Source organism: Nocardioides sp. (genome assembly GCF_041600255.1).
GTDB lineage: Bacteria > Actinomycetota > Actinomycetes > Propionibacteriales > Nocardioidaceae > Nocardioides.
Genome location: NZ_JBFIKK010000025.1, coordinates 11724 through 31192 on the forward strand (window position 1 = coordinate 11724; position 19469 = coordinate 31192).

Here is a 19469-nt window from a genome sequence, read left to right on the forward strand (position 1 = left end):
CAGCGCGCCATCAGTGGCCGAGCTGCTCCCGCAGCTTGGCCAGCAGGTCGAGCGCGGACTCGGCGATCACCGTGCCGGGCAGGAAGACCGCGGCGGCCCCCATCTCGCGCAACGTCTCCACGTCGTCGGGCGGGATCACGCCCCCGATCACGACCATGATGTCCTCGCGTCCCTGCTCGGCGAGGGCCGCCTTCAGCGCCGGCAGCAGGGCCAGGTGACCCGCCGCCAGCGACGAGACCCCGACCAGGTGCACGTCGGCGTCGACCGCCTGCTGGGCAACCTCCTCGGGGGTCGAGAACAGCGGGCCCACGTCGACGTCGAAGCCCATGTCCGCGAACGCGGTGACCACGACCTTCTGGCCGCGGTCGTGGCCGTCCTGACCCATCTTCGCCACCAGGATGCGCGGGCGGCGCCCCTCGGCCTCCTCGAAGGCGTCGGTGGCGTCGAGGACCTGCTGGACCGCGGCGCTGCCGGGGCCGGACTCTTCGCGGAACACGCCGCTGATCGTACGGATCACGGCCTGGTGCCGGCCGTAGACCTTCTCCAGCGCCTCGGAGATCTCGCCGACGGTCGCCTTGGCACGGGCCGCGTCCACCGCGAGCGCGAGCAGGTTGCCGTCCAGCGATCCGCGCTGCGGCCCGCGCTCGGCGGAGTTCGTCAGCGCCTCCAGCGTGCGACGTACGTCGTCGTCGTCGCGCTCGGCCCGCAGCCGCTCCAGCTTCGCGATCTGCTGGCGGTAGACGTCGTCGTTGTCGACCCGGAGCACGTCGAGCTTGTCCTCGGCGGCCAACCGGTAGGTGTTCACCCCGATCACCGACTGCGCCCCGGAGTCGATCCGGGCCTGGGTGCGCGCGGCCGCCTCCTCGATCCGCATCTTGGGGATGCCCTGCTCGATCGCCTTCGCCATCCCGCCGGCCCGCTCGGCCTCCTGGATGTGGGCCCAGGCCCGCTCGGCGAGGTCGTGGGTGAGCCGCTCGACGTAATACGAACCGCCCCACGGGTCGATGCTGTGCGTGGTCCCGGACTCCTGCTGGAGCAGCAGCTGGGTGTTGCGCGCGATCCGGGCCGAGAAGTCGGTGGGCAGCGCGATCGCCTCGTCGAGGGCGTTGGTGTGCAGCGACTGGGTGTGGCCCTGGGTCGCGGCCATCGCCTCGATGCAGGTGCGCTGGACGTTGTTGAAGACGTCCTGGGCAGTCAGCGACCAGCCACTGGTCTGGCTGTGCGTGCGCAGGCTCAGCGACTTGGGGTTCTGCGGCTCGAACTCGCGCACCAGCCGGGCCCACAGCGCGCGCCCGGCGCGCATCTTGGCGACCTCCATGAAGAAGTTCATCCCGATCGCCCAGAAGAAGGACAGCCGCGGGGCGAACTGGTCGATCGTCATCCCGGTGTCGAGGCCGGCCCGGATGTACTCCACGCCGTCCGCGAGCGTGTAGGCGAGCTCCAGGTCGGCCGTCGCCCCGGCCTCCTGGATGTGGTAGCCCGAGATCGAGATCGAGTTGAAGCGGGGCATCTTCGCCGAGGTGTAGCTGAAGATGTCCGAGATGATCCGCATGCTCGGCGCCGGCGGGTAGATGTAGGTGTTGCGGACCATGAACTCCTTGAGGATGTCGTTCTGGATCGTCCCCGCGAGCTGCTCCGGCTTCACCCCCTGCTCCTCGGCGGCCGCGATGTAGAGGGCCAGCACCGGCAGGACGGCGCCGTTCATGGTCATCGACACCGACATCTCGTCGAGCGGGATGCCGTCGAAGAGGGTCCGGGTGTCGTAGATCGAGTCGATCGCGACGCCTGCCATCCCGACGTCCCCGCGCACCCGCGGGTGGTCGGAGTCGTAGCCGCGGTGGGTGGCCAGGTCGAAGGCGACGCTGAGCCCCTTCTGGCCGGCCGCGAGGTTGCGTCGGTAGAACGCGTTGGACTCCTCCGCGGTCGAGAAGCCGGCGTACTGCCGCACCGTCCACGGCTGGGTGGTGTACATCGTCGGGTAGGGCCCGCGCAGGAACGGGCTCAGGCCGGGCACGGTGTCGAGGGCATCGAGCCCCTCGAGGTGCTCGGGGCCGTAGACCGGCAGGATGCCGATCCCTTCCGGGCTGGTCCACGGCTCGCGCGGGTCGGGCCCGGCCACCGAGGCGGGTGCCTGGTCGACGAGCGGAACGCCCGCGAAGCTCTTCGGAACGCTCATGCCAGCTTCTCCCGGGTGGTGGTGAGGAAGGTCAGGGCGTCGACGCCGATCGCGCAGGAGTCGTCGACCGCGAGGTCACCGGGCTTGCCGGCCAGGATCACCCAACGGGCTCCCGCCTCGCGCAGGGCTGCCACCAGTTCGGCACCCCACTCGGCGTACGCCGCGTCGGGGCCGGCCAGGCAGACGACGGGCTGCGCGTCGTAGGCGGCGAGCACGTCAGCGACGCCGCCGGTCGCTCCGGCCGGGGTGACCGCGATGCCGCCGGCGGCGAACAGGTTGGTGGCGAAGGTGGCGCGCGCGGTGTGGGCCGCGATGCTGCCCATGGTGGCCAGGAAGACCGGCGTCGCGGCCGGCTCGTCGCGCAGCGCCTCGAAGCTCGCGCCGTAGCGTCGTACGGCGGACGCGGAGTCGTCCGGCTCCCGCTCGGGCAGGGTCTCGCCCAGGTGCGGGAACTCGCTGACCCCGGTCAGCGGCCGGGTCCGGCGGGCGATCTGCTCCTCGCGCAGCGCCGCGACCTCGTCGATGCGGGCCTGCAGGGAGCCGTCGGCCAGGGCGGCCGCGACGCCTCCGCTCTCCTCGATCCGGCTGAACTCCTCCCAGCCCGCCCGGGCCAGGTCGTCGGTCAGCTTCTCGACCAGGTAGGACCCGCCGGCGGGGTCCGCGACCTTGGCGAGGTGGGACTCCGCGATCAGCAGCGAGGAGGTGTTCCGGGCGATCCGGCGGCCGAACGCGTCGGGGCGTCCGAGCGCGGAGTCGAAGGGCAGCACGGTGACCGCGTCGGCGCCCCCGACACCGGCGGCGAAGGAGGCCACCGTGGTGCGCAGCATGTTCACCCAGGGGTCGTACTTGCTCATCATCGGACGGCTGGTCACGACGTGCTGGCGCTGGCTGCGAGCCTCGACCGGCGCCCCGCAGACCTCGGCCACCCGGGCCCAGAGACGACGTGCGGCGCGGAGCTTGGCGATGGTGGGAAACTGCTCGTCGGTCGCCGCGTAGCGGAACTCGACCAGCCGCAACGCATCGGTGAGGTCCAGCCCGGCGTCGGTCAGGCTGCGCAGGTACGCCGCGCCCACGGCCAGGCTGTAGCCGAGCTCCTGGGCGTCCGAGGCCCCGCGGTCGTGGACGGCGGTGGCGTCGACGACCGCACCCAGGACGCCGGCCTGCAGCGCCAGGCGGGCGACGGCGACCAGGTCGTCGGCCGTGGCCCGGACCGGGTCGGCGCCCAGGTTGGTGCCGGCGGCGGCGGCGACCCCTCGTGCGCTCAGCAGGTCGAGCAGGGCCCGGGCGGCGGCCACGGGCTCGGCCGGGGCGTCCAGGACGACCGGCGCCAGGTCGAGGAGGACCTCGGAGAGCAGGGCCTCCAGGTCGGTCGAGGCGTCCTTGAGCTGGAGCCACAGCGAGGTGACACCGTTCTGCAGGTCGACCAGGAGGGCCTCGTTGTCGAGCGTGGCGTCCGCGACCGACAGGTGGGCGCGGATGTCCCACTCCCCGACCCGTTGCGGGCGCCCCGCGGTGACGAGCTCGTCGAGCACGGCACGGGTGCCCAGCGGCGTGACGGCGATGCCGTCGAGCGTGCTGCGGGTCAGCTTCTCCCAGACCAGGTCGTCGGGGTCGTCCTCGGACATCCGGCGGGCCTTGCGGAGCACAGCGGCGGCCTCACGCTCCCAGTCGGAGCGCGAGGGCGCGTCATCGGGCCCCGCGAGGTCGAGCGAACCCTGCTCCGGCTCGAGCTCGGTCGGCTCGTCGAGGCCGCCTTCCACGTCAGTCATGGAGCGAACCCTAGGAGGGCGGGCACCGCGGGTGCCACCGAGTGTGACTTTTCCCTAGCGGAATGGACCATTCCGACCCGTGGACCGGTCCAGGCCCCGGGTCAGGCCCCGGGTCAGGCCCCGGGTCAGGCCCCGGGTCGGCGGGCGGGCGCGAAGCCGAGGTCGTCCAGCGCCCCCGTCGCCTCCACCCTCGCCCAGATCCGGTTGCGGAGCTTCAGGGTGATCTTCGTGGTGAGGTGGTTGAAGTCGCGCCACACCACCCGGCCGCGCAGGATCGGCCGACACAGCGGCGCGTCCGGACAGATCACCGGGTTGATGTCCACGCTGAACATGTCGTCGCGGGCCACCGCCTCGCTGACCAGGATGCTGTCGGTGACGCTCGTCCCGATCGGCACCGGCACCAGGCACTCGGCCACGTACGTGGCTCGGGCCAGGCAGTCGAGCGGGTCGCCGTCCACCCGGATCGTGTCGTGGACGACCAGGGTGCGAGTGCCCAGCTCGCTGAGCCGGTCGAGGGTCTCGCGGGTGGTGTTCGCGACCAGCTCGTCCACGGTCTCGTCGGAGCCGCCGATCCTGGTCAGGGTGTCGCGGTACTTCAGGTCGAGGTCGTAGCTCTGCGAGACCAGGATGGTGAGGTCGGGCCGAATCGTCTCGATCGCCTCGTCGTACCACTCGTCGCGCAGGTCGTTGCAGAGCTCCCTGGCCTCCGGCGGGCGGGTCCGGTTGGAGAGACCTGCCTGCCACGGGCAGCCGCGCAGGATGTTGGCGGCCAGGCTGAAGCCGCGCTGGTTGGCGAGCTTCTTCATCATCGGGGCCAGCATCTTGGCGTGGCTGTCCCCGACCAGCAGCACGGTCGGACCGTCGTTCTCGACCAGGAAGCAGTTCTTCGGCTCGGCGCACGGCCGGCCCCGACCGATGTCCGCGGAGATCTCCTGCCAGTCGAGGTCGCCGGGCACCCGCTGTCGGTCCGCCCCCATCGCGACGAACCCGGCACCGTCGTCGGCCAGGGCCGGCTGACGTGGGCTCTGCAGCATCGGCGTCATCACCGCGACCGCGACGATCGCACTGGCCAGCACGCCGGAGACGGCCACCGGCCACTGGACGGAGGCCGGGCCGACCCAGCGGCGCACGGGCAGCTCGAGCAGCTCGGCCGAGAGTGCCGCCAGAGCCGTGCTCAGCACCGCCGCCATCGCCGCGAGCACCAGCGGGCGGACCGCGAAGAACTCCAGCAGGACCAGTAGGACCGGCCAGTGCCACAGGTAGGTGCCGTAGGAGATCTTGCCCAGGTAGACCGGGACCCGCAGCTCGAAGAGCCGCACCACGGGCCCCCCGGCGGACAGCAGCCCGCTGATCAGCAGGACCGAGGCCACGGTGGCCAGCAGCCCGCGCCAGGACGTGTTCAACGACCACCAGCCGCTGGCAACCACGAGCAGCAGCACCAGGCCGGCGGCCCCCGAGGCGACCGGGCGACGGTTCGACCAGCCGGCCCGGACGGCGACGGCGAGCAGGGCACCGGCGAGCAGCTGGTAGAGCCGGGCGTCGGTGCCGTAGTAGGCGTGGCCGGGGTCCGCGGACATCCAGTAGAACTGGCTGCCCAGCGAGAGCACCAGCAGCAGCCCGATCCCGGCGGCGAGGGCCCAGGAGCGCCGACGGTTGGCGTAGTACAGCCCGACGAGCAGCAACGGGAAGACCACGTAGAACTGCTCCTCGATCGCCAGCGACCAGAAGTGCAGGAAGGGGCTCTTCTCCACGTCCGTGGCGAAGTAGTCCTCGGAGCGGGTCAGGAAGTTCCAGTTGGCGTAGTAGAGCAGGGCGCTGCGGGCGTCGCCGACCAGGCTGAGCCGGCGGACGACGCTGGTGAGCAGGACGAACGTGGCACCGGTGGCGACCACGACCACCACCGCCGCCGGCAGCAGCCGTCGCACCCGGCGGGCGTAGAAGGCGCCGAGCCGGAGCCGGCCGGTGCGGTCGAGCTCGGCCAGGATGACCCCGGAGACCAGGAAGCCGGACAGCACGAAGAAGAGGTCGACCCCGACATAACCACCCGCCACCACCTGCATGCCGGCGTGGAAGAGCAGCACGAGGTAGACGGCGAGAGCCCGGAGCCCGTCGAGGGCAGGCAGATGGGTCCGAGACATGGCGGGAGATTAACGCGCGCCCGGAACAGCGCCCCAATCGTCCGGGGCACTCGCGCGGGTGTCGTCAGGGTTCGCTGCGGCCGTCGTTGTCCTTGTTCCGGATCCCGATCTTGGCGCCCAACCAGACCAGCGGGTCGAACTTGCGGTCCACGACGCGCTCCTTGAGCGGGATGATCGCGTTGTCGGTGATCTTGATGCCCTCGGGGCAGACCTCGGTGCAGCACTTGGTGATGTTGCACATCCCCAGTCCGGCCGCCCCCTGCGCCAGCTCCCGCCGGTCGTGGGTGTCGAGCGGGTGCATGTCCAGCTCGGCGTACCGCAGGAAGAACCGCGGGCCGGCGAAGGCGGGCTTGTTCTCCTCGTGGTCACGCACCACGTGGCAGGTGTTCTGGCACAGGAAGCATTCGATGCACTTGCGGAACTCCTGACCGCGCTCCACGTCGACCTGCATCATCCGGCGCTTGCCGTCCGGGTCGCGCGGAGGCGGGGCGAACGACGGCAGCTCGGCCGCCTTCTCGTAGTTGAAGGAGACGTCGGTGACCAGGTCCCGGATGACCGGGAAGCTGCGCATCGGGGTGACCGTGATGGTCTCCTCGGGGTCGAAGTCCGAGAGCCGGGTCATGCAGAGCAGGCGTGGCTTGCCGTTGATCTCGGCGCTGCACGAGCCGCACTTGCCGGCCTTGCAGTTCCACCGCACCGCGAGGTCGCCGGCCTGGGTGGCCTGGAGCCGGTGGATCGCGTCGAGGACGACCTCGCCGTTCTCCACGCTGACCGTGTAGTCACCGAGCTCGCCGCCGGCCTGGTCGCCGCGCCACACCCGCATCTTGAGGTCGTAGCTCATCGTCTGCTCCTCACGCGCTCTCGAAGAAGGTCTTCAGCTCGGCCGGCATCTCCGGGATGGGCTGGTGGGCCAGGGTGACGCCGGTGCCGGCCTCGTCGAGGCGGACGACGAGGTTCTTGGTGCCCCACTCCTCGCGCGGGCCGGGGAAGTCGTCGCGGGTGTGGCCACCGCGCGACTCCTCGCGCTCGAGAGCCGCCTTCGCGATGGCCTCGGAGACCAGCAGCATGTTGCGCAGGTCCAGGGCGAGGTGCCAGCCGGGGTTGTACTGCCGGTGCCCCTCCACGACCAGGTGCTCGGCCCGCTCCTTGAGGCGCTCGATCTCGGCCAGCGACTGCTCGAGCTCGGCGCCGGTGCGGATGATCCCGACCAGGTCGTTCATCGCCTGCTGGAGGTCCTGCTGGATCGAGTACGGGTTCTCCCGGCCGCCCTCGTGCTCGAACGGCGCCAGGGCACTGGCCTGGGCCGCCTTCACCGCCGCCGGGTCGATGGCGGGACGCGCGGCGCCCACCTCGGCGGCGTACTGCGCGGCGCTCTCGCCGGCACGGCGGCCGAAGACGAGCAGGTCGGAGAGCGAGTTGCCGCCGAGCCGGTTGGACCCGTGCATGCCGCCGGAGCACTCGCCGACGGCGTACAGACCGGTGACCCCGCTGAGCTCGGTGTCGGCGTCGACCTCCACCCCGCCCATCACGTAGTGACAGGTGGGCCCGATCTCCATCGGCTCGGCGGTGATGTCGACGTCCGCGAGCTCCTTGAACTGGTGGTACATCGAGGGCAGCCGCCGCCGGATGAACTCCGGTGTACGACGCGAGGCGATGTCGAGGTAGATGCCGCCGTGCGGGGTGCCCCGGCCGGCCTTGATCTCGGAGTTGATCGCCCGCGCGACCTCGTCACGGGGCAGCAGCTCGGGGGGCCGACGGTTGTTCTTCTTGTCGTCGTACCAGCGGTCCGCCTCCTCCTCGGTGTCGGCGGTCTCGGCCTTGAAGAAGTCGGGGATGTAGTCGAACATGAACCGCTTGCCCTCGGAGTTCTTCAGGATCCCGCCGTCACCGCGCACCGACTCGGTGACCAGCAGCCCCTTGACCGACGGCGGCCAGACCATCCCCGTCGGGTGGAACTGGACGAACTCCATGTTGATCAGCGACGCCCCGGCCCGCAGCGCGAGCGCGTGCCCGTCGCCGGTGTACTCCCAGGAGTTGCTGGTGACCTTGAAGGACTTGCCGATCCCGCCGGTCGCGAGGATCACGCTGGGCGCCTCGAAGGTGACGAAGCGGCCGGTCTCGCGCCAGTAGCCGAAGGCGCCGGAGACCCGGGGCTCCTCGGCGCCGGCGTCCATCAGCAGCTCGGTGACCGTGCACTCCATGAAGACGTCGATGCCCAGCTGCACGGCCCGCTGCTGGAGGGTCCGGATCATCTCCAGTCCGGTCCGGTCCCCGACGTGGGCCAGCCGGGCGTACTTGTGGCCGCCGAAGTCGCGCTGGGAGATCAGGCCGTCCTCGGTGCGGTCGAAGAGCGCGCCCCAGTCCTCGAGCTCCATCACCCGCTCCGGCGCCTCCTGGGCGTGCAGCTGGGCCATCCGCCAGTTGTTCAGCATCTTCCCGCCACGCATGGTGTCGCGGAAGTGCACCTTCCAGTTGTCGTCGGAGTAGACGTTGCCCATCGAGGCGGCGATCCCACCCTCGGCCATCACGGTGTGCGCCTTGCCCAGCAGCGACTTGCACACCAGGGCGGTGCGCGCCCCGGCGTCGTGGGCCGCGATCGCGGCACGGAGGCCGGCACCACCGGCGCCGATCACCACCACGTCGTAGGAGTGGTGCTCCATGCCGCCGCTCTCGTCACCGGACATCTCGTTGCCGGTCATCGGGTGCCTGCCGGGGTTGGTGTCGCTCATCTGCAGAAGACTCGATTCTCTAGAAGAAGCGCGGGTCGTCGATGACGCCGGTCGCGAGCAGGTAGATGTAGAGGTCGACCACGGCGACCGAGAAGAGGGAGTACCAGGCGTAGTTCGCGTGCTTGGCGTTCAGCTTCGACACGAACGTCCAGGCCTTGTAGCGCACCGGGTGCTTGGAGAAGTGCCGCAGCCGTCCGCCGGTGATGTGGCGACACGAGTGGCAGGAGAGCGTGTAGAGCCAGATCAGCACAACGTTCACCACCATCAGGACCGTGCCGAGACCCATGTGGCCCCACTCCCCCTGCTCGTTGCGGAACGCGAGCAGGGCGTCGTAGCTCAGGATCAGGCCGACCACGACCGCGGCGTACCAGAAGTAGCGGTGCACGTTCTGCAGGATCAGCGGGAAGCGGCTCTCCCCGGAGTACGCCGTGTGCGGCTCGGCCACCGCGCAGGCCGGCGGGGAGAGCCAGAAGGCGCGGTAGTAGGCCTTGCGGTAGTAGTAGCAGGTCATCCGGAAGCCGAGCGGGAAGATCAGGATGATCAGCGCCGGCGACAGCTGCCACCAGCTGAACGGCGTACCGAAGTCGGCCGCGCCGAGCCGGGCGCACTCGTCGGTCAGGCAGGGCGAGTAGAACGGCGAGAGGTAGGGCTTGGCGTAGAAGTTCGCCCCCTCGAACGCCCGCCAGGTGGCGTAGACGACGAAGGCGGTGAAGACCACGAAGGTCGCCAGCGGGGCGAGCCACCACCGGTCCTCGCGCAAGGTCTTCGCGTCGATCCGGGCCCGCGTGGGCCCGTTGACTCCTGATGCCGTGCGAGCGTCTGTCGACGCCATGGCCACCTCCGCAGTGGGGGTTGGATCCGGTGCATGGGTGAGTCTGCACACAACCGGCCGGATGTGAAAGGGGCCACACCGGGAGAGTTCACCGTCCGTCCATCCGCGCGACGGCCCGCGGCCGCCCGGGCGCGCGAGCCTGCGGTCATGAAGATCGCGCTCGTGACCGAGACCTTCTACCCCGCCGTCGACGCGTCCACGACCACCGTCAAGGCGGTCGCCGACCGGCTCATCGATGCCGGCCACCGGGTCGAGATCGTCGCCCCGGGCCCGGGCCTGGGGTGTTACCGGGGCAGCCGGGTGGCCCGGGTGGCCGGCCACGACCGGACCGGGCGCCAGCTCCGGGCCGCCCTGGACGCCTTCGCGCCGGACCTAGTGCACGTGACCTCGCCGGGGCCGGTCGGGCGCGCCACCCTCAAGCACGCCCGCCGGCTCGGCGTGCCGAGCGTGGTCGTGGAGCAGTCGCCGCTGCTCGACGTGACGGCCGACCACTGGCGCGTGAAGGTCGCCGAGCGGGCCGACACGGTGCTGGCCACCTCGCGGTGGATGGTCGAGCGGCTGCGCGAGTTCGGCGCGGACGCCGAGCTCTGGCAGCCCGGGGTCGACCCGGTGGCCTTCACCCCCGAACTGCGCGACCCTCGGCTGCACGCCGCCTGGTCGCGCGCCCGCTCACGCAGCGGGACCCCTGTGGTCGTGGGTCACCTCGGCGACCTGCGCACGCGCCGTGACGCTCGGCGGCTCGCCGAACTGGTCGGGCTCCCCGGGACGCAGGTCGTCGTGATCGGAGACGGAGCGCAGCTGGGCCGGCTCCGCTCGCGCCTGCCCGACGCGGTCTTCACCGGGCCGCTCGACACCGGCGACCTCACCGTGGCGCTGGCCTCGCTCGACCTGGTCGTGCAGCCGGGTGAGCGCGAGACCTGCTGCCACGGCCTGCGGGCGGCCGCCGCCAGCGGAGTGCCGGTCGTCGCGCCGCGCGCCGGTGGAGCACCCGACGTCGTACGGAACCTGGAGACCGGGCTGCTCCACGACCCCGGCCGGCCGCGCGCCCTGGCGAACGCCGTGGCCTCGCTCGCCCTCGACTCGCGGCGCGACCTGATGGGCCGCCGCGGCCGCGAGCTCGCCCTGGAGCGTGACTGGCGCACCGCCGTTGACGAGCTCGTTGCCGAGCACTACGCCCCGCTCCTGCCCGGCCGCGCCCTGCGGCTGGCCTCCGGTGTGGTCCGGCTGGCCTCGACCGCCTGAGCGCTCGCAAAGGGGCATATCTCACACCGCCCCGCTGGTCCCCGGGGCCGAAGTGAGCGGTAGCGTGACCTTTCGTGGCAACGACGACCCTGGTCAAGGGAGCGCGCTCGACGCGCTCGACCATCGCACTCAAACTCCTGATGGCCGCCAGTGGCGTCATCTTCATCGGCTTCGTGCTCGTGCACATGTACGGCAATCTCAAGGCCTTCGCGGGCCACGATGCCTTCAACGAGTACGCCGAGCACCTGCGCGAGTTCGGTGAGCCGATGCTGCCGCGTGAGGGCCTGCTCTGGCTCATCCGCGTCACGCTGATCGCCTCCCTGGTCGTGCACGTGTACTCCGCCATGACGCTGTGGCGCCGCTCTGCGAAGGCGCGCACCACGAAGTACGTGATGAAGAAGAACACCTCGTCGACCTTCTCGTCGCGGATGATGCGCTGGGGCGGTGTGACGATCCTGCTCTTCCTCGTCTGGCACCTGCTCAACTTCACCATCGTGAAGGTGAACGTCACCGGCGGCGCCACCAACGACCCGTACAACCTGCTGGTCGACACCTTCGAGGTGTGGTGGCTGACCGCCATCTACCTCGTGGCGATGGTCGCGCTCGGGATGCACCTGCACCACGGCGTGTGGAGCTCGGCGCAGACCCTCGGTCTGACCAACAACGAGAAGGCCCGCCGCAACGCGAAGGTGCTCGGCGGCATCGTCGCCGTGGTCATCGCCGGCGGCTTCTCGCTCGTCCCGATCTTCGTCCTCGCCGGCGTCATCACCAAGTAATGGCCAAGGAAGTGCAGAGCGACATGACTGAATCCACCCCCGGCCAGGAGTCCCTCGAGGACCGCGAGCCGAACGACGCCGCGGGCTACTACGTCGAGGGCGAGCCGCTCTTCGACAAGAAGGCCCCGACCGGCCCGATCGCCGAGCGCTGGGACAGCCGCAAGTTCAACGCGCGCCTCGCCGCCCCGGCCAACCGACGCAACCTCTCGGTGATCATCGTCGGCACCGGCCTGGCCGGCGCTGCCGCGGCCGCCACGCTCGGCGAGGCCGGGTACGTGGTGAAGTCCTTCTGCTACCAGGACTCCCCGCGTCGCGCCCACTCGATCGCCGCCCAGGGCGGCATCAACGCCGCCAAGAACTACAAGGGCGACGGCGACTCGGTGCACCGCCTCTTCTACGACACCGTCAAGGGCGGCGACTACCGCTCCCGGGAGTCGAACGTGTACCGCCTCGCGGAGATCAGCCGCAACATCATCGACCAGTGCGTCGCCCAGGGCGTCCCGTTCGCCCGCGAGTACGGCGGCCTGCTCGACAACCGCTCCTTCGGCGGCGTCCAGGTCTCCCGGACCTTCTACGCCCGCGGCCAGACCGGCCAGCAGCTGCTGATCGGCGCCTACCAGGCCCTCGAGCGGCAGGTCGCCGCCGGCACGGTCGAGACCTTCACCCGCCACGAGATGCTCGAGGTGATCGTGGTGGACGGCAAGGCCCGCGGGATCATCGCCCGGGACATGGTGACCGGTGAGATCCAGACCCACCTCGCCGACGTCGTCGTGCTCGCCAGCGGCGGCTACGGCAACGTCTACTACCTCTCCACCAACGCGATGGGCAGCAACGTCACGGCGACGTGGCGTGCGCACCGCAAGGGCGCCTACTTCGGCAACCCCTGCTACACGCAGATCCACCCGACCTGCATCCCGGTCTCCGGCGAGCACCAGTCGAAGCTGACCCTGATGTCGGAGTCGCTGCGCAACGACGGCCGGATCTGGGTGCCGAAGCGTCGCGAGGACTGCGACAAGGACCCGCGCGACATCCCCGAGGAGGGCCGCGACTACTACCTGGAGCGGATCTACCCGGCGTTCGGCAACCTGGTCCCCCGCGACATCGCCTCCCGCCAGGCCAAGAACGTCTGCGACGAGGGTCGCGGCGTCGGTCCGATGGTCGGCGACTTCCGTCGCGGCGTGTACCTGGACTTCGCCGACGCGGTGAAGCGGATGGGCAAGGCCGCGGTCGAGGAGAAGTACGGCAACCTCTTCGACATGTACGCCCGGATCACCGGCGAGGACCCGTACTCGGTCCCGATGCGGATCTACCCGGCCGTGCACTACGTGATGGGCGGCCTGTGGGTCGACTACGACCTGCAGTCCACGATCCCCGGCCTCTTCGTGACCGGTGAGGCCAACTTCTCCGACCACGGCGCCAACCGCCTGGGCGCCTCGGCGCTGATGCAGGGCCTCGGCGACGGCTACTTCGTGCTCCCGAACACGGTGCGCGACTACCTCGCGGACGGTCCGTTCGAGAAGCTCGACGAGAGCCACCCCGCGGTGGTCGAGGCGCGCGCGTCGGTCGAGGAGCGGATCACCACGCTGCTCTCGATCAACGGCGACCGCTCGGTCGACTCCTTCCACAAGGAGCTCGGCAACATCATGTGGGAGTACTGCGGGATGGAGCGGACTGCCGAGGGCCTGCGCAAGGGGATCGACCTGATCCGCTCCCTGCGCGAGGAGTTCTGGCGCAACGTCAAGGTGCTCGGCACCAACGAGAGCCTGAACCAGTCGCTCGAGAAGGCCGGCCGCGTGGCCGACTTCCTCGAGCTCGGCGAGCTGATGTGCATCGACGCGCTGCACCGACGCGAGTCCTGCGGTGGCCACTTCCGGGCCGAGTCGCAGACCGAGGACGGCGAGGCCCTGCGCAACGACGAGGACTACTCCTACGTCGCTGCCTGGGAGTTCGGCGGATCCACCCCCGTCCTGCACAAGGAACACCTCGTCTACACGGCCATCGAGATGAAGCAGCGGAGCTACAAGTGAGCGAAAAGTTGATGTCCCTGACCCTGAAGATCTGGCGTCAGCCCGACGCCGAGTCTCCCGGGGCCATGCACGGCTACCAGATCGACGACGTCTCCCCCGACATGTCGTTCCTGGAGATGCTCGACGTCCTCAACGAGTCCCTGAACGCCGCCGGCGAGGAGCCGATCGCGTTCGACTCCGACTGCCGCGAGGGCATCTGCGGCATGTGCGGCCTGATGATCAACGGTCAGGCGCACGGCCCCGAGGTCACCACCACCTGCCAGCTGCACATGCGGTCCTTCAAGGACGGCGACGAGATCGTCATCGAGCCCTGGCGCTCGGCTGCCTTCCCCGTGGTGCGCGACCTGGTCGTGGACCGCTCCTCCTTCGACCGGGTGATCCAGGCCGGCGGCTACATCTCGGTGAACACCGGTGCGGCCCCCGACGCGCACGCGGTGCCCGTGCCCAAGGCCAAGGCCGACCGGGCCTTCGACGCCGCCACCTGCATCGGCTGCGGCGCCTGCGTCGCGGCCTGCCCCAACGGCTCCGCCTCGCTCTTCGTCGGCGCCAAGGTCACCCACCTCGGCGAGCTGCCGCAGGGCCAGGCCGAGCGCGACCTGCGCGTGGTCAACATGGTCGGCCAGCACGACCACGAGGGCTTCGGTGGCTGCACCAACATCGGCGAGTGCACCTCCTCGTGCCCCAAGGAGATCCCGCTCGACGTGATCTCCCGGCTCAACTGGGACCTGCACGCCGCGATGCGGCACGGTCTCTGAGCCGTCACCACCGCCTCGTACGACGAAGGCCCGCCCGAGACTCTCGGGCGGGCCTTCGTCATGCGGTCCCGGGGAGCGTCAGGCGCTCGTCGTACGCCGTAGCGCCTTGAGTCCCAGCGCGCCCAGCACGCCGGCGATCACCAGGTCCACCACGATCAGCATCGTGTGGGCCACCCAGTAGCCGGTCGCCCGCTCCTGCCCCGAGGAGTGCGCGGCGGCCAGGTTCTTGGCGAACGTCGACCAGATCACCACGTTCCAGATCGCGACGCCGACCAGCAGCCAGCCGTGCTTGCGTTCGAATCTCATCGGTCTCCTCGGTTGCGGCGGAGCAGGGCCACCAGGCCCAGCATGGTGGCACCCCCGGCGGCGAACGGGGCGACCCAGGCGGGACGACCCGCCTCGCTCACCGCCACCGGCTCGTCGGCGTCCTGGGGCTCGAGCGCCGGCGTCCGGGGGCCCTGGACCGGCGCCACCGGCTCGTTGCCGCGCAGCGCCACCGCGGAGGGCGCCGTGTGCGCCCATGCGGCGGCGTACATCACGATCCGCGAGAAGTAGTTGATCCAGACGACCAGGATCAACGCGATCCCGAAGGCCTGGAAGGCCGGCGAGTCCTTGGTGGAGGCCAGCAGCAGGAACGACAGCGACTTGAGGACCTCGAAGCCGAGCCCGCCCAGCAGGGCGCCCTTCCAGAGCGCCTTGCGCGGCGCCCGCGGCTGCGCGAGCAGCCGGAAGATCGCGAAGAACAGCACGACGTTGGCGGCCAGGCCGACCAGGCGGCCCAGGGCCTCGACCAGGGGGGCGAGGGCGTCGCCGAGGTTGAACCAGCCCAGGACCACGTCGGTGAAGCCGGTCACGAAGCCGGCCACCGCCACCGACAGGATCAGCACCAGCCCGATCGTGGCCAGCGAGACCAGGTCGCGGAGCTTGCCGACCACGAAGTTCGGCTGGAGCTTCTTCGGCAGCTCGAAGACCTCCTCCAGCGCATTGCGCATCGCCGACATCCAGCCCAGGCCGGCGTACAGCACACCGGCGAGACCGATCAGCCCGGCCCAGCCGGAGAAGCTCTGCACCTGGTCCAGCGAGAGCTCACCCTCGTCGTCGCCCACGATGCCGGGCAGGATCGAGTCGATCGCCGCGACCATGTCGTTCTCGACACCCGAGTAGATCCTGGCCACCTGACCGACCACGAAGAAGGCGAGCGCCAGGATCGGGAAGAAGGAGAGGAAGGCGTAGTAGGTGACGGCGCCGGCCTGCAGGCTGCCGTTGACCTTGCCGTAGTGCTGCACCATCCGCATGAGGTGGTCGAAGAGGGGCCAACGCTCCCTCAGGTCGGTGATGCGGTCCGAGATCGCCATCAGCTCATGCTCCCAGGGGCGACGTCAGCGCGAAGTCGCGCGTGGGACGCCATCCGTCGTGCTCGTGGTGGACGTAGAGGTGGAAGTCGTGAACCTCGAAAGTGCACTCGAAGCCGGCCAGCTCGGCGAAGGCCCGGTCGAGCAGGTCGTCGGCCAGGTCGTGGGCGATCGTGACGTGCGGGTGGTACGGGAAGGCGAGGTCGAGCGCCAGCGGGCCACGTCGTACGTCGCCGGCGAGCTGCTCGCAGGCGGAGATCCCCCGCGCCAGCGTCACGAAGACGACCGGTGAGACGGGCCGGAAGGTGCCCGTGCCCCGCAGGTGGACCGCGAACGGCTCGTGGGCCGAGGCGACCTCGGCGAGATGCTCCTCGATCGCGGGCAACTCCGCCTCGTCGACCTCGACCGGCGGCACCAGCGTGACGTGGGTCGGGATCATCGTCGCGGTGGCGTCACCCAGCGCGAGGCGGTAGTCCTGGAGCTCCGAAGCCCAGGGCTCCGGGATGGACAGGGCGACTCCGATCGTGGGCACCTCGTCGACCCTACCGGCCGGGGGCGACGAAGCCGACGCGCTGGTAGACGTCGCGCAGCGTCGCCTGCGCGACCTCGCGGGCCTGCTCGGCGCCCTGCTTCAGCACGGCCGAGAGATAGGCCTGGTCGTCGAGCAGCTCCAGCGTCCGCTCGCGGAACGGCGTCACGAACTCGACCACCGCCTCGGCCAGGTCGCCCTTGAGATCGCCGTACCCGCGGCCGGCGTACTGCTCCTCGAGCGCCGAGACCCCCTGACCGCTGAGGGCCGCGAAGATGGTGAGCAGGTTGCTGACGCCCGCCTTCTGCTCGGGGTCGAAGCGGATCTCGGAGTCGGAGTCGGTGACGGCCGAGCGGATCTTCTTGGCACTGACCCTGGGCTCGTCGAGCATCTCGATGATCCCGGCCGGCGAGGAGGCCGACTTCGACATCTTCGCGCTCGGGTTCTGCAGGTCGCCGATCTTCGCGGTGGCCTTGAGGATGTACGGCTCCGGCAGCCGGAAGGTCTTCTTGTAGCGGTGGTTGAAGCGCTGGGCGAGGTCGCGGGTCAGCTCCAGGTGCTGGCGCTGGTCCTCGCCGACCGGCACGAAGTGCGGCCGGTAGAGCAGGATGTCGGCCGCCTGCAGGATCGGGTAGGTGAAGAGCCCGACCGAGGCGGCACCCTCGCCGCCCTTGGCGGACTTGTCCTTGAACTGGGTCATCCGGCGCGCCTCGCCGAAACCGGTCAGGCACTGCAGGACCCAGCCGAGCTGGGCGTGCTCGGGCACCTGGCTCTGCACGAAGATCGCCGACCTCTCCGGCTCGATGCCCATCGCCAGCAGCTGGGCCGCGGCCCGCAGGGTGCGCTCGCGCAGCACCTTGGGGTCCTGCTCCAGCGTGATCGCGTGCAGGTCGGCGATGAAGAAGAACGGCTGGTGGTCCCGCTGCAGGTCGACCCACTGACGCAACGCACCCAGGTAGTTGCCGAAGTGGAAGGAGTCGGCGGTCGGCTGGATGCCGGAGAGCACGCGCGGCCGGGCGGTGCCGGAGGCCGCTGCGGACGCGGCGACCTCGGTCTCGGTCGTGGTGGACATGGGCAGCATTGTGTCATTGGCCCAGACGTGGTCCTGACCCGGAATCTCCGTTGCCGGGCAGGTGCGGGGATGACAGGGTTCCGCCCATGCCCGCCGCCCCCACCCTGACCGACGGCCTCGTCACCCTCCGAGCCCACCGACCCGACGACGCCCAGGGCTCCTACGAGCAGTGCCAGGACCCGGGCTCGCGGCGGTGGACGACCGTCCCGGTGCCCTACTCGCTCGCCGACGCCGAGACGTTCGTCGGCCGGGTCATGCCGGCCGGCTGGGAGAACGACTCGGAGTGGGGCTTCGCCGTCGAGCACGAGGGCCGGTACGCCGGCACGATCTCGCTGCGCAACGAGGGCAGCGGCCGGGCCGAGGTCGCCTACGGCTCCCACCCCGCCGTACGCGGCACCGACGTGATGGAGTGCGCGCTGCGGCTGCTGCTGGACTGGGGTTTCGAGTCCCAGGGCCTGCGCACCGTGATCTGGTGGGCCCACGCGGGCAACTGGCCCTCGCGCCGGCTGGCGTGGAAGCTCGGCTTCCGGGTCGAGGGCACGGTGCGTCAGTGGCAGCCCCAACGGGGTGAGCTGATCACCTCGTGGGTCGGCACCCTGCTGCGCGACGACCCCCGCTCCCCCGCGACGCCGTGGCTGGACTGCCCGGTGATCGAGCGCGACGGGCTGCGCCTGCGTCCGGTGGAGCCCCGCGATGCCGAGCGGATCGTCGAGGCGAGCGCGGACGAGCGAACCCAGCGCTGGCTGGGGCACCTGCCCACGCCGTACACGCTCAGCGACGCGCACGCGTACGTCGAGGCGCGCTCGGAGATGCGGGCGAACGGGTCCGGCGTGACCTGGGCGGTGGTGGACCCGGCCGACGACCTGATCCTGGCCACCGTCCTCTACTTCGGCCATCGGCCGGGCCTGGAGTGCGAGCTCGGCTACTGGACCCACCCCGAGGCGCGCGGCCGCGGCCTGATGACCCGGGCGTTCCGGGTGCTGATGGAGTACGCGTTCGACGAGCTCGAGGTACGTCGGGTCAAGGCGTTCGTCGCGGTCGGCAACACCGCCTCGCGGCACCTCATGGAGGCGAACGGGCTGAGCCTCTACGGCGTCGAGCGGCTGGGCGCCACCACCGGCACCGGGCCGGAGGACATGGCGCTCTACGACATGACGGTCGAGGAGTTCAACGCCGCACGCTGAGCGTCGTCGGTGCGTCGCTGGGCCACCGCCGCGACCACCAGGACGGCCACCCCGGCCACCGACAGCACGACGCCGACCAGGGCGGGTGCCCGCAGGCCGTACCCGGCGGCGATGACGAGGCCGCCGAGCCAGGCGCCGAGGGCATTGGCGACGTTGAGGGAGGCGTGGTTCATCGCGGCGCCGAGGGTCTGGGCGTCGCCGGCCACGTCCATCAGCCGCAGCTGGAGGTTGACCACCAGCACCGAGCCCAGCACGGTGATCGTGAAGACCACCGGCAGCGCCCACCAGCCGTGCGGCGCCGCGAACCAGAAGACGACCAGGATCAGGCCGGAGCCGATCCCCGAGCCGAGCAGCGACGTGAAGACCGACCAGTCGGCCAGCTCGCCGGCCAGCCAGGTGCCGGCGACCATGCCCAGACCGAAGGCCAGCAGGAAGATCGGCACGACCGACTCGCTGAGGCCGCCGACGTCGGTGATGGTCGGGGCGATGTAGGAGTAGACCGCGAAGAGGCCGCCGAAGCCGATCGCACCGGCGCTCAGCGTGAGCCAGACCTGGGGCTTGCGCAGGGCCGCCAGCTCGCGTCGGCCGGTGGCGTCCGGGTCACCCGGGACGCTCGGCACGAAGGCCAGGATCAGCGCGATCGTGAGGACCGCGATCAGCGCGCAGGCGACGTACGCCGCCCGCCAGCCGTGGTGCTGGCCGAGCCACGTGGCGCCGGGCACACCGACCACGTTGGCGACCGAGAGCCCGAGCATCACCATGGCCACCGCTCGGCCCTTGCGGCCCGGGGGCGCCAGGCTGGCCGCGACCAGGGAGGCCACGCCGAAGTAGCCGCCGTGCGGCAGCCCGTCGAGGAAACGGGCCACCACCAGGGCGCCGTACGACGTG

At 70.7% G+C, this 19469-nt stretch carries 16 protein-coding genes; 5 read left to right on the forward strand and 11 right to left on the reverse strand.

All coding sequences use genetic code 11. From position 1 onward, the window contains the following. Nucleotides 1–10 precede the first annotated feature (10 nt). The 6 genes from scpA to ABZE72_RS05055 all read right to left on the reverse strand — a co-directional run bounded on the left by scpA (nucleotide 11) and on the right by ABZE72_RS05055 (nucleotide 9644). The gene (gene scpA, locus ABZE72_RS05030) at nucleotides 11–2176 is read right to left on the reverse strand and encodes a methylmalonyl-CoA mutase (RefSeq protein ID WP_372727924.1); all 2166 of its coding nucleotides are present in this window, start codon (nucleotides 2174–2176) and stop codon (nucleotides 11–13) included. Continuing rightward, the gene (locus ABZE72_RS05035; RefSeq protein WP_372727925.1) at nucleotides 2173–3945 is read right to left on the reverse strand and encodes a methylmalonyl-CoA mutase family protein; all 1773 of its coding nucleotides are present in this window, start codon (nucleotides 3943–3945) and stop codon (nucleotides 2173–2175) included. The genes scpA and ABZE72_RS05035 overlap by 4 nt, the downstream gene beginning before the upstream one ends. A 125-nt stretch (nucleotides 3946–4070) precedes the next feature. Next, nucleotides 4071–6083, reverse strand: a complete 2013-nt coding sequence (locus tag ABZE72_RS05040; protein ID WP_372727926.1) for an acyltransferase family protein — start codon at nucleotides 6081–6083, stop codon at nucleotides 4071–4073. 64 nt (nucleotides 6084–6147) lie between these two features. Continuing rightward, nucleotides 6148–6924: a succinate dehydrogenase/fumarate reductase iron-sulfur subunit gene (locus ABZE72_RS05045; RefSeq protein ID WP_372727927.1), complete on the reverse strand. Its 777-nt coding sequence runs from the start codon at nucleotides 6922–6924 to the stop codon at nucleotides 6148–6150. A gap of 10 nt (nucleotides 6925–6934) precedes the next feature. After that, nucleotides 6935–8812: a fumarate reductase/succinate dehydrogenase flavoprotein subunit gene (locus ABZE72_RS05050; protein WP_372727928.1), complete on the reverse strand. Its 1878-nt coding sequence runs from the start codon at nucleotides 8810–8812 to the stop codon at nucleotides 6935–6937. A gap of 19 nt (nucleotides 8813–8831) precedes the next feature. Further along, entirely contained in the window at nucleotides 8832–9644 is an 813-nt protein-coding gene (locus ABZE72_RS05055; protein ID WP_372727929.1) for a hypothetical protein, read from the reverse strand. 147 nt (nucleotides 9645–9791) lie between these two features. On the opposite strand from ABZE72_RS05055, the gene ABZE72_RS05060 reads away from it, so the two are divergent. From ABZE72_RS05060 to ABZE72_RS05075, 4 genes are all read left to right on the forward strand, one after another. Continuing rightward, on the forward strand, nucleotides 9792–10886 hold the full coding sequence (locus tag ABZE72_RS05060; protein ID WP_372727930.1) for a glycosyltransferase: 1095 nt from the start codon (nucleotides 9792–9794) through the stop codon (nucleotides 10884–10886). 74 nt (nucleotides 10887–10960) lie between these two features. Continuing rightward, the gene (locus tag ABZE72_RS05065; RefSeq protein WP_372727931.1) at nucleotides 10961–11662 is read left to right on the forward strand and encodes a succinate dehydrogenase cytochrome b subunit; all 702 of its coding nucleotides are present in this window, start codon (nucleotides 10961–10963) and stop codon (nucleotides 11660–11662) included. Between the two features lie 23 nt (nucleotides 11663–11685). Then, entirely contained in the window at nucleotides 11686–13689 is a 2004-nt protein-coding gene (locus ABZE72_RS05070) for a fumarate reductase/succinate dehydrogenase flavoprotein subunit (protein ID WP_372727932.1), read from the forward strand. Between the two features lie 11 nt (nucleotides 13690–13700). Further along, entirely contained in the window at nucleotides 13701–14444 is a 744-nt protein-coding gene (locus tag ABZE72_RS05075; protein WP_372727939.1) for a succinate dehydrogenase/fumarate reductase iron-sulfur subunit, read from the forward strand. 78 nt (nucleotides 14445–14522) lie between these two features. Here ABZE72_RS05075 and ABZE72_RS05080 read toward each other — a convergent pair whose 3' ends face one another. The 4 genes from ABZE72_RS05080 to trpS are packed head-to-tail and all read right to left on the reverse strand — an operon-like array spanning nucleotide 14523 to nucleotide 17397. Next, complete coding sequence (locus ABZE72_RS05080) at nucleotides 14523–14750, reverse strand: SCO4848 family membrane protein (RefSeq protein WP_372727933.1); 228 nt, start codon at nucleotides 14748–14750, stop codon at nucleotides 14523–14525. Then, nucleotides 14747–15799, reverse strand: coding sequence for a YihY/virulence factor BrkB family protein (locus ABZE72_RS05085; protein WP_372727934.1), 1053 nt, complete (start codon nucleotides 15797–15799; stop codon nucleotides 14747–14749). The genes ABZE72_RS05080 and ABZE72_RS05085 overlap by 4 nt, the downstream gene beginning before the upstream one ends. 4 nt (nucleotides 15800–15803) lie before the next feature. Continuing rightward, a complete protein-coding gene (locus ABZE72_RS05090; protein ID WP_372727935.1) occupies nucleotides 15804–16328 on the reverse strand; it encodes a 2'-5' RNA ligase family protein in 525 nt (174 codons plus the stop codon). 10 nt (nucleotides 16329–16338) lie between these two features. Next, a complete protein-coding gene (gene trpS, locus ABZE72_RS05095) occupies nucleotides 16339–17397 on the reverse strand; it encodes a tryptophan--tRNA ligase (RefSeq protein WP_372727936.1) in 1059 nt (352 codons plus the stop codon). 86 nt (nucleotides 17398–17483) lie between these two features. Between trpS and ABZE72_RS05100 the strand changes: the two genes are divergently transcribed. Further along, complete coding sequence (locus ABZE72_RS05100; protein WP_372727937.1) at nucleotides 17484–18581, forward strand: GNAT family N-acetyltransferase; 1098 nt, start codon at nucleotides 17484–17486, stop codon at nucleotides 18579–18581. Here the strand turns inward: ABZE72_RS05100 and ABZE72_RS05105 are convergent. After that, a partial coding sequence (locus ABZE72_RS05105; protein WP_372727938.1) for an MFS transporter occupies nucleotides 18542–19469 on the reverse strand: 928 nt, incomplete at its 5' end. The genes ABZE72_RS05100 and ABZE72_RS05105 overlap by 40 nt on opposite strands.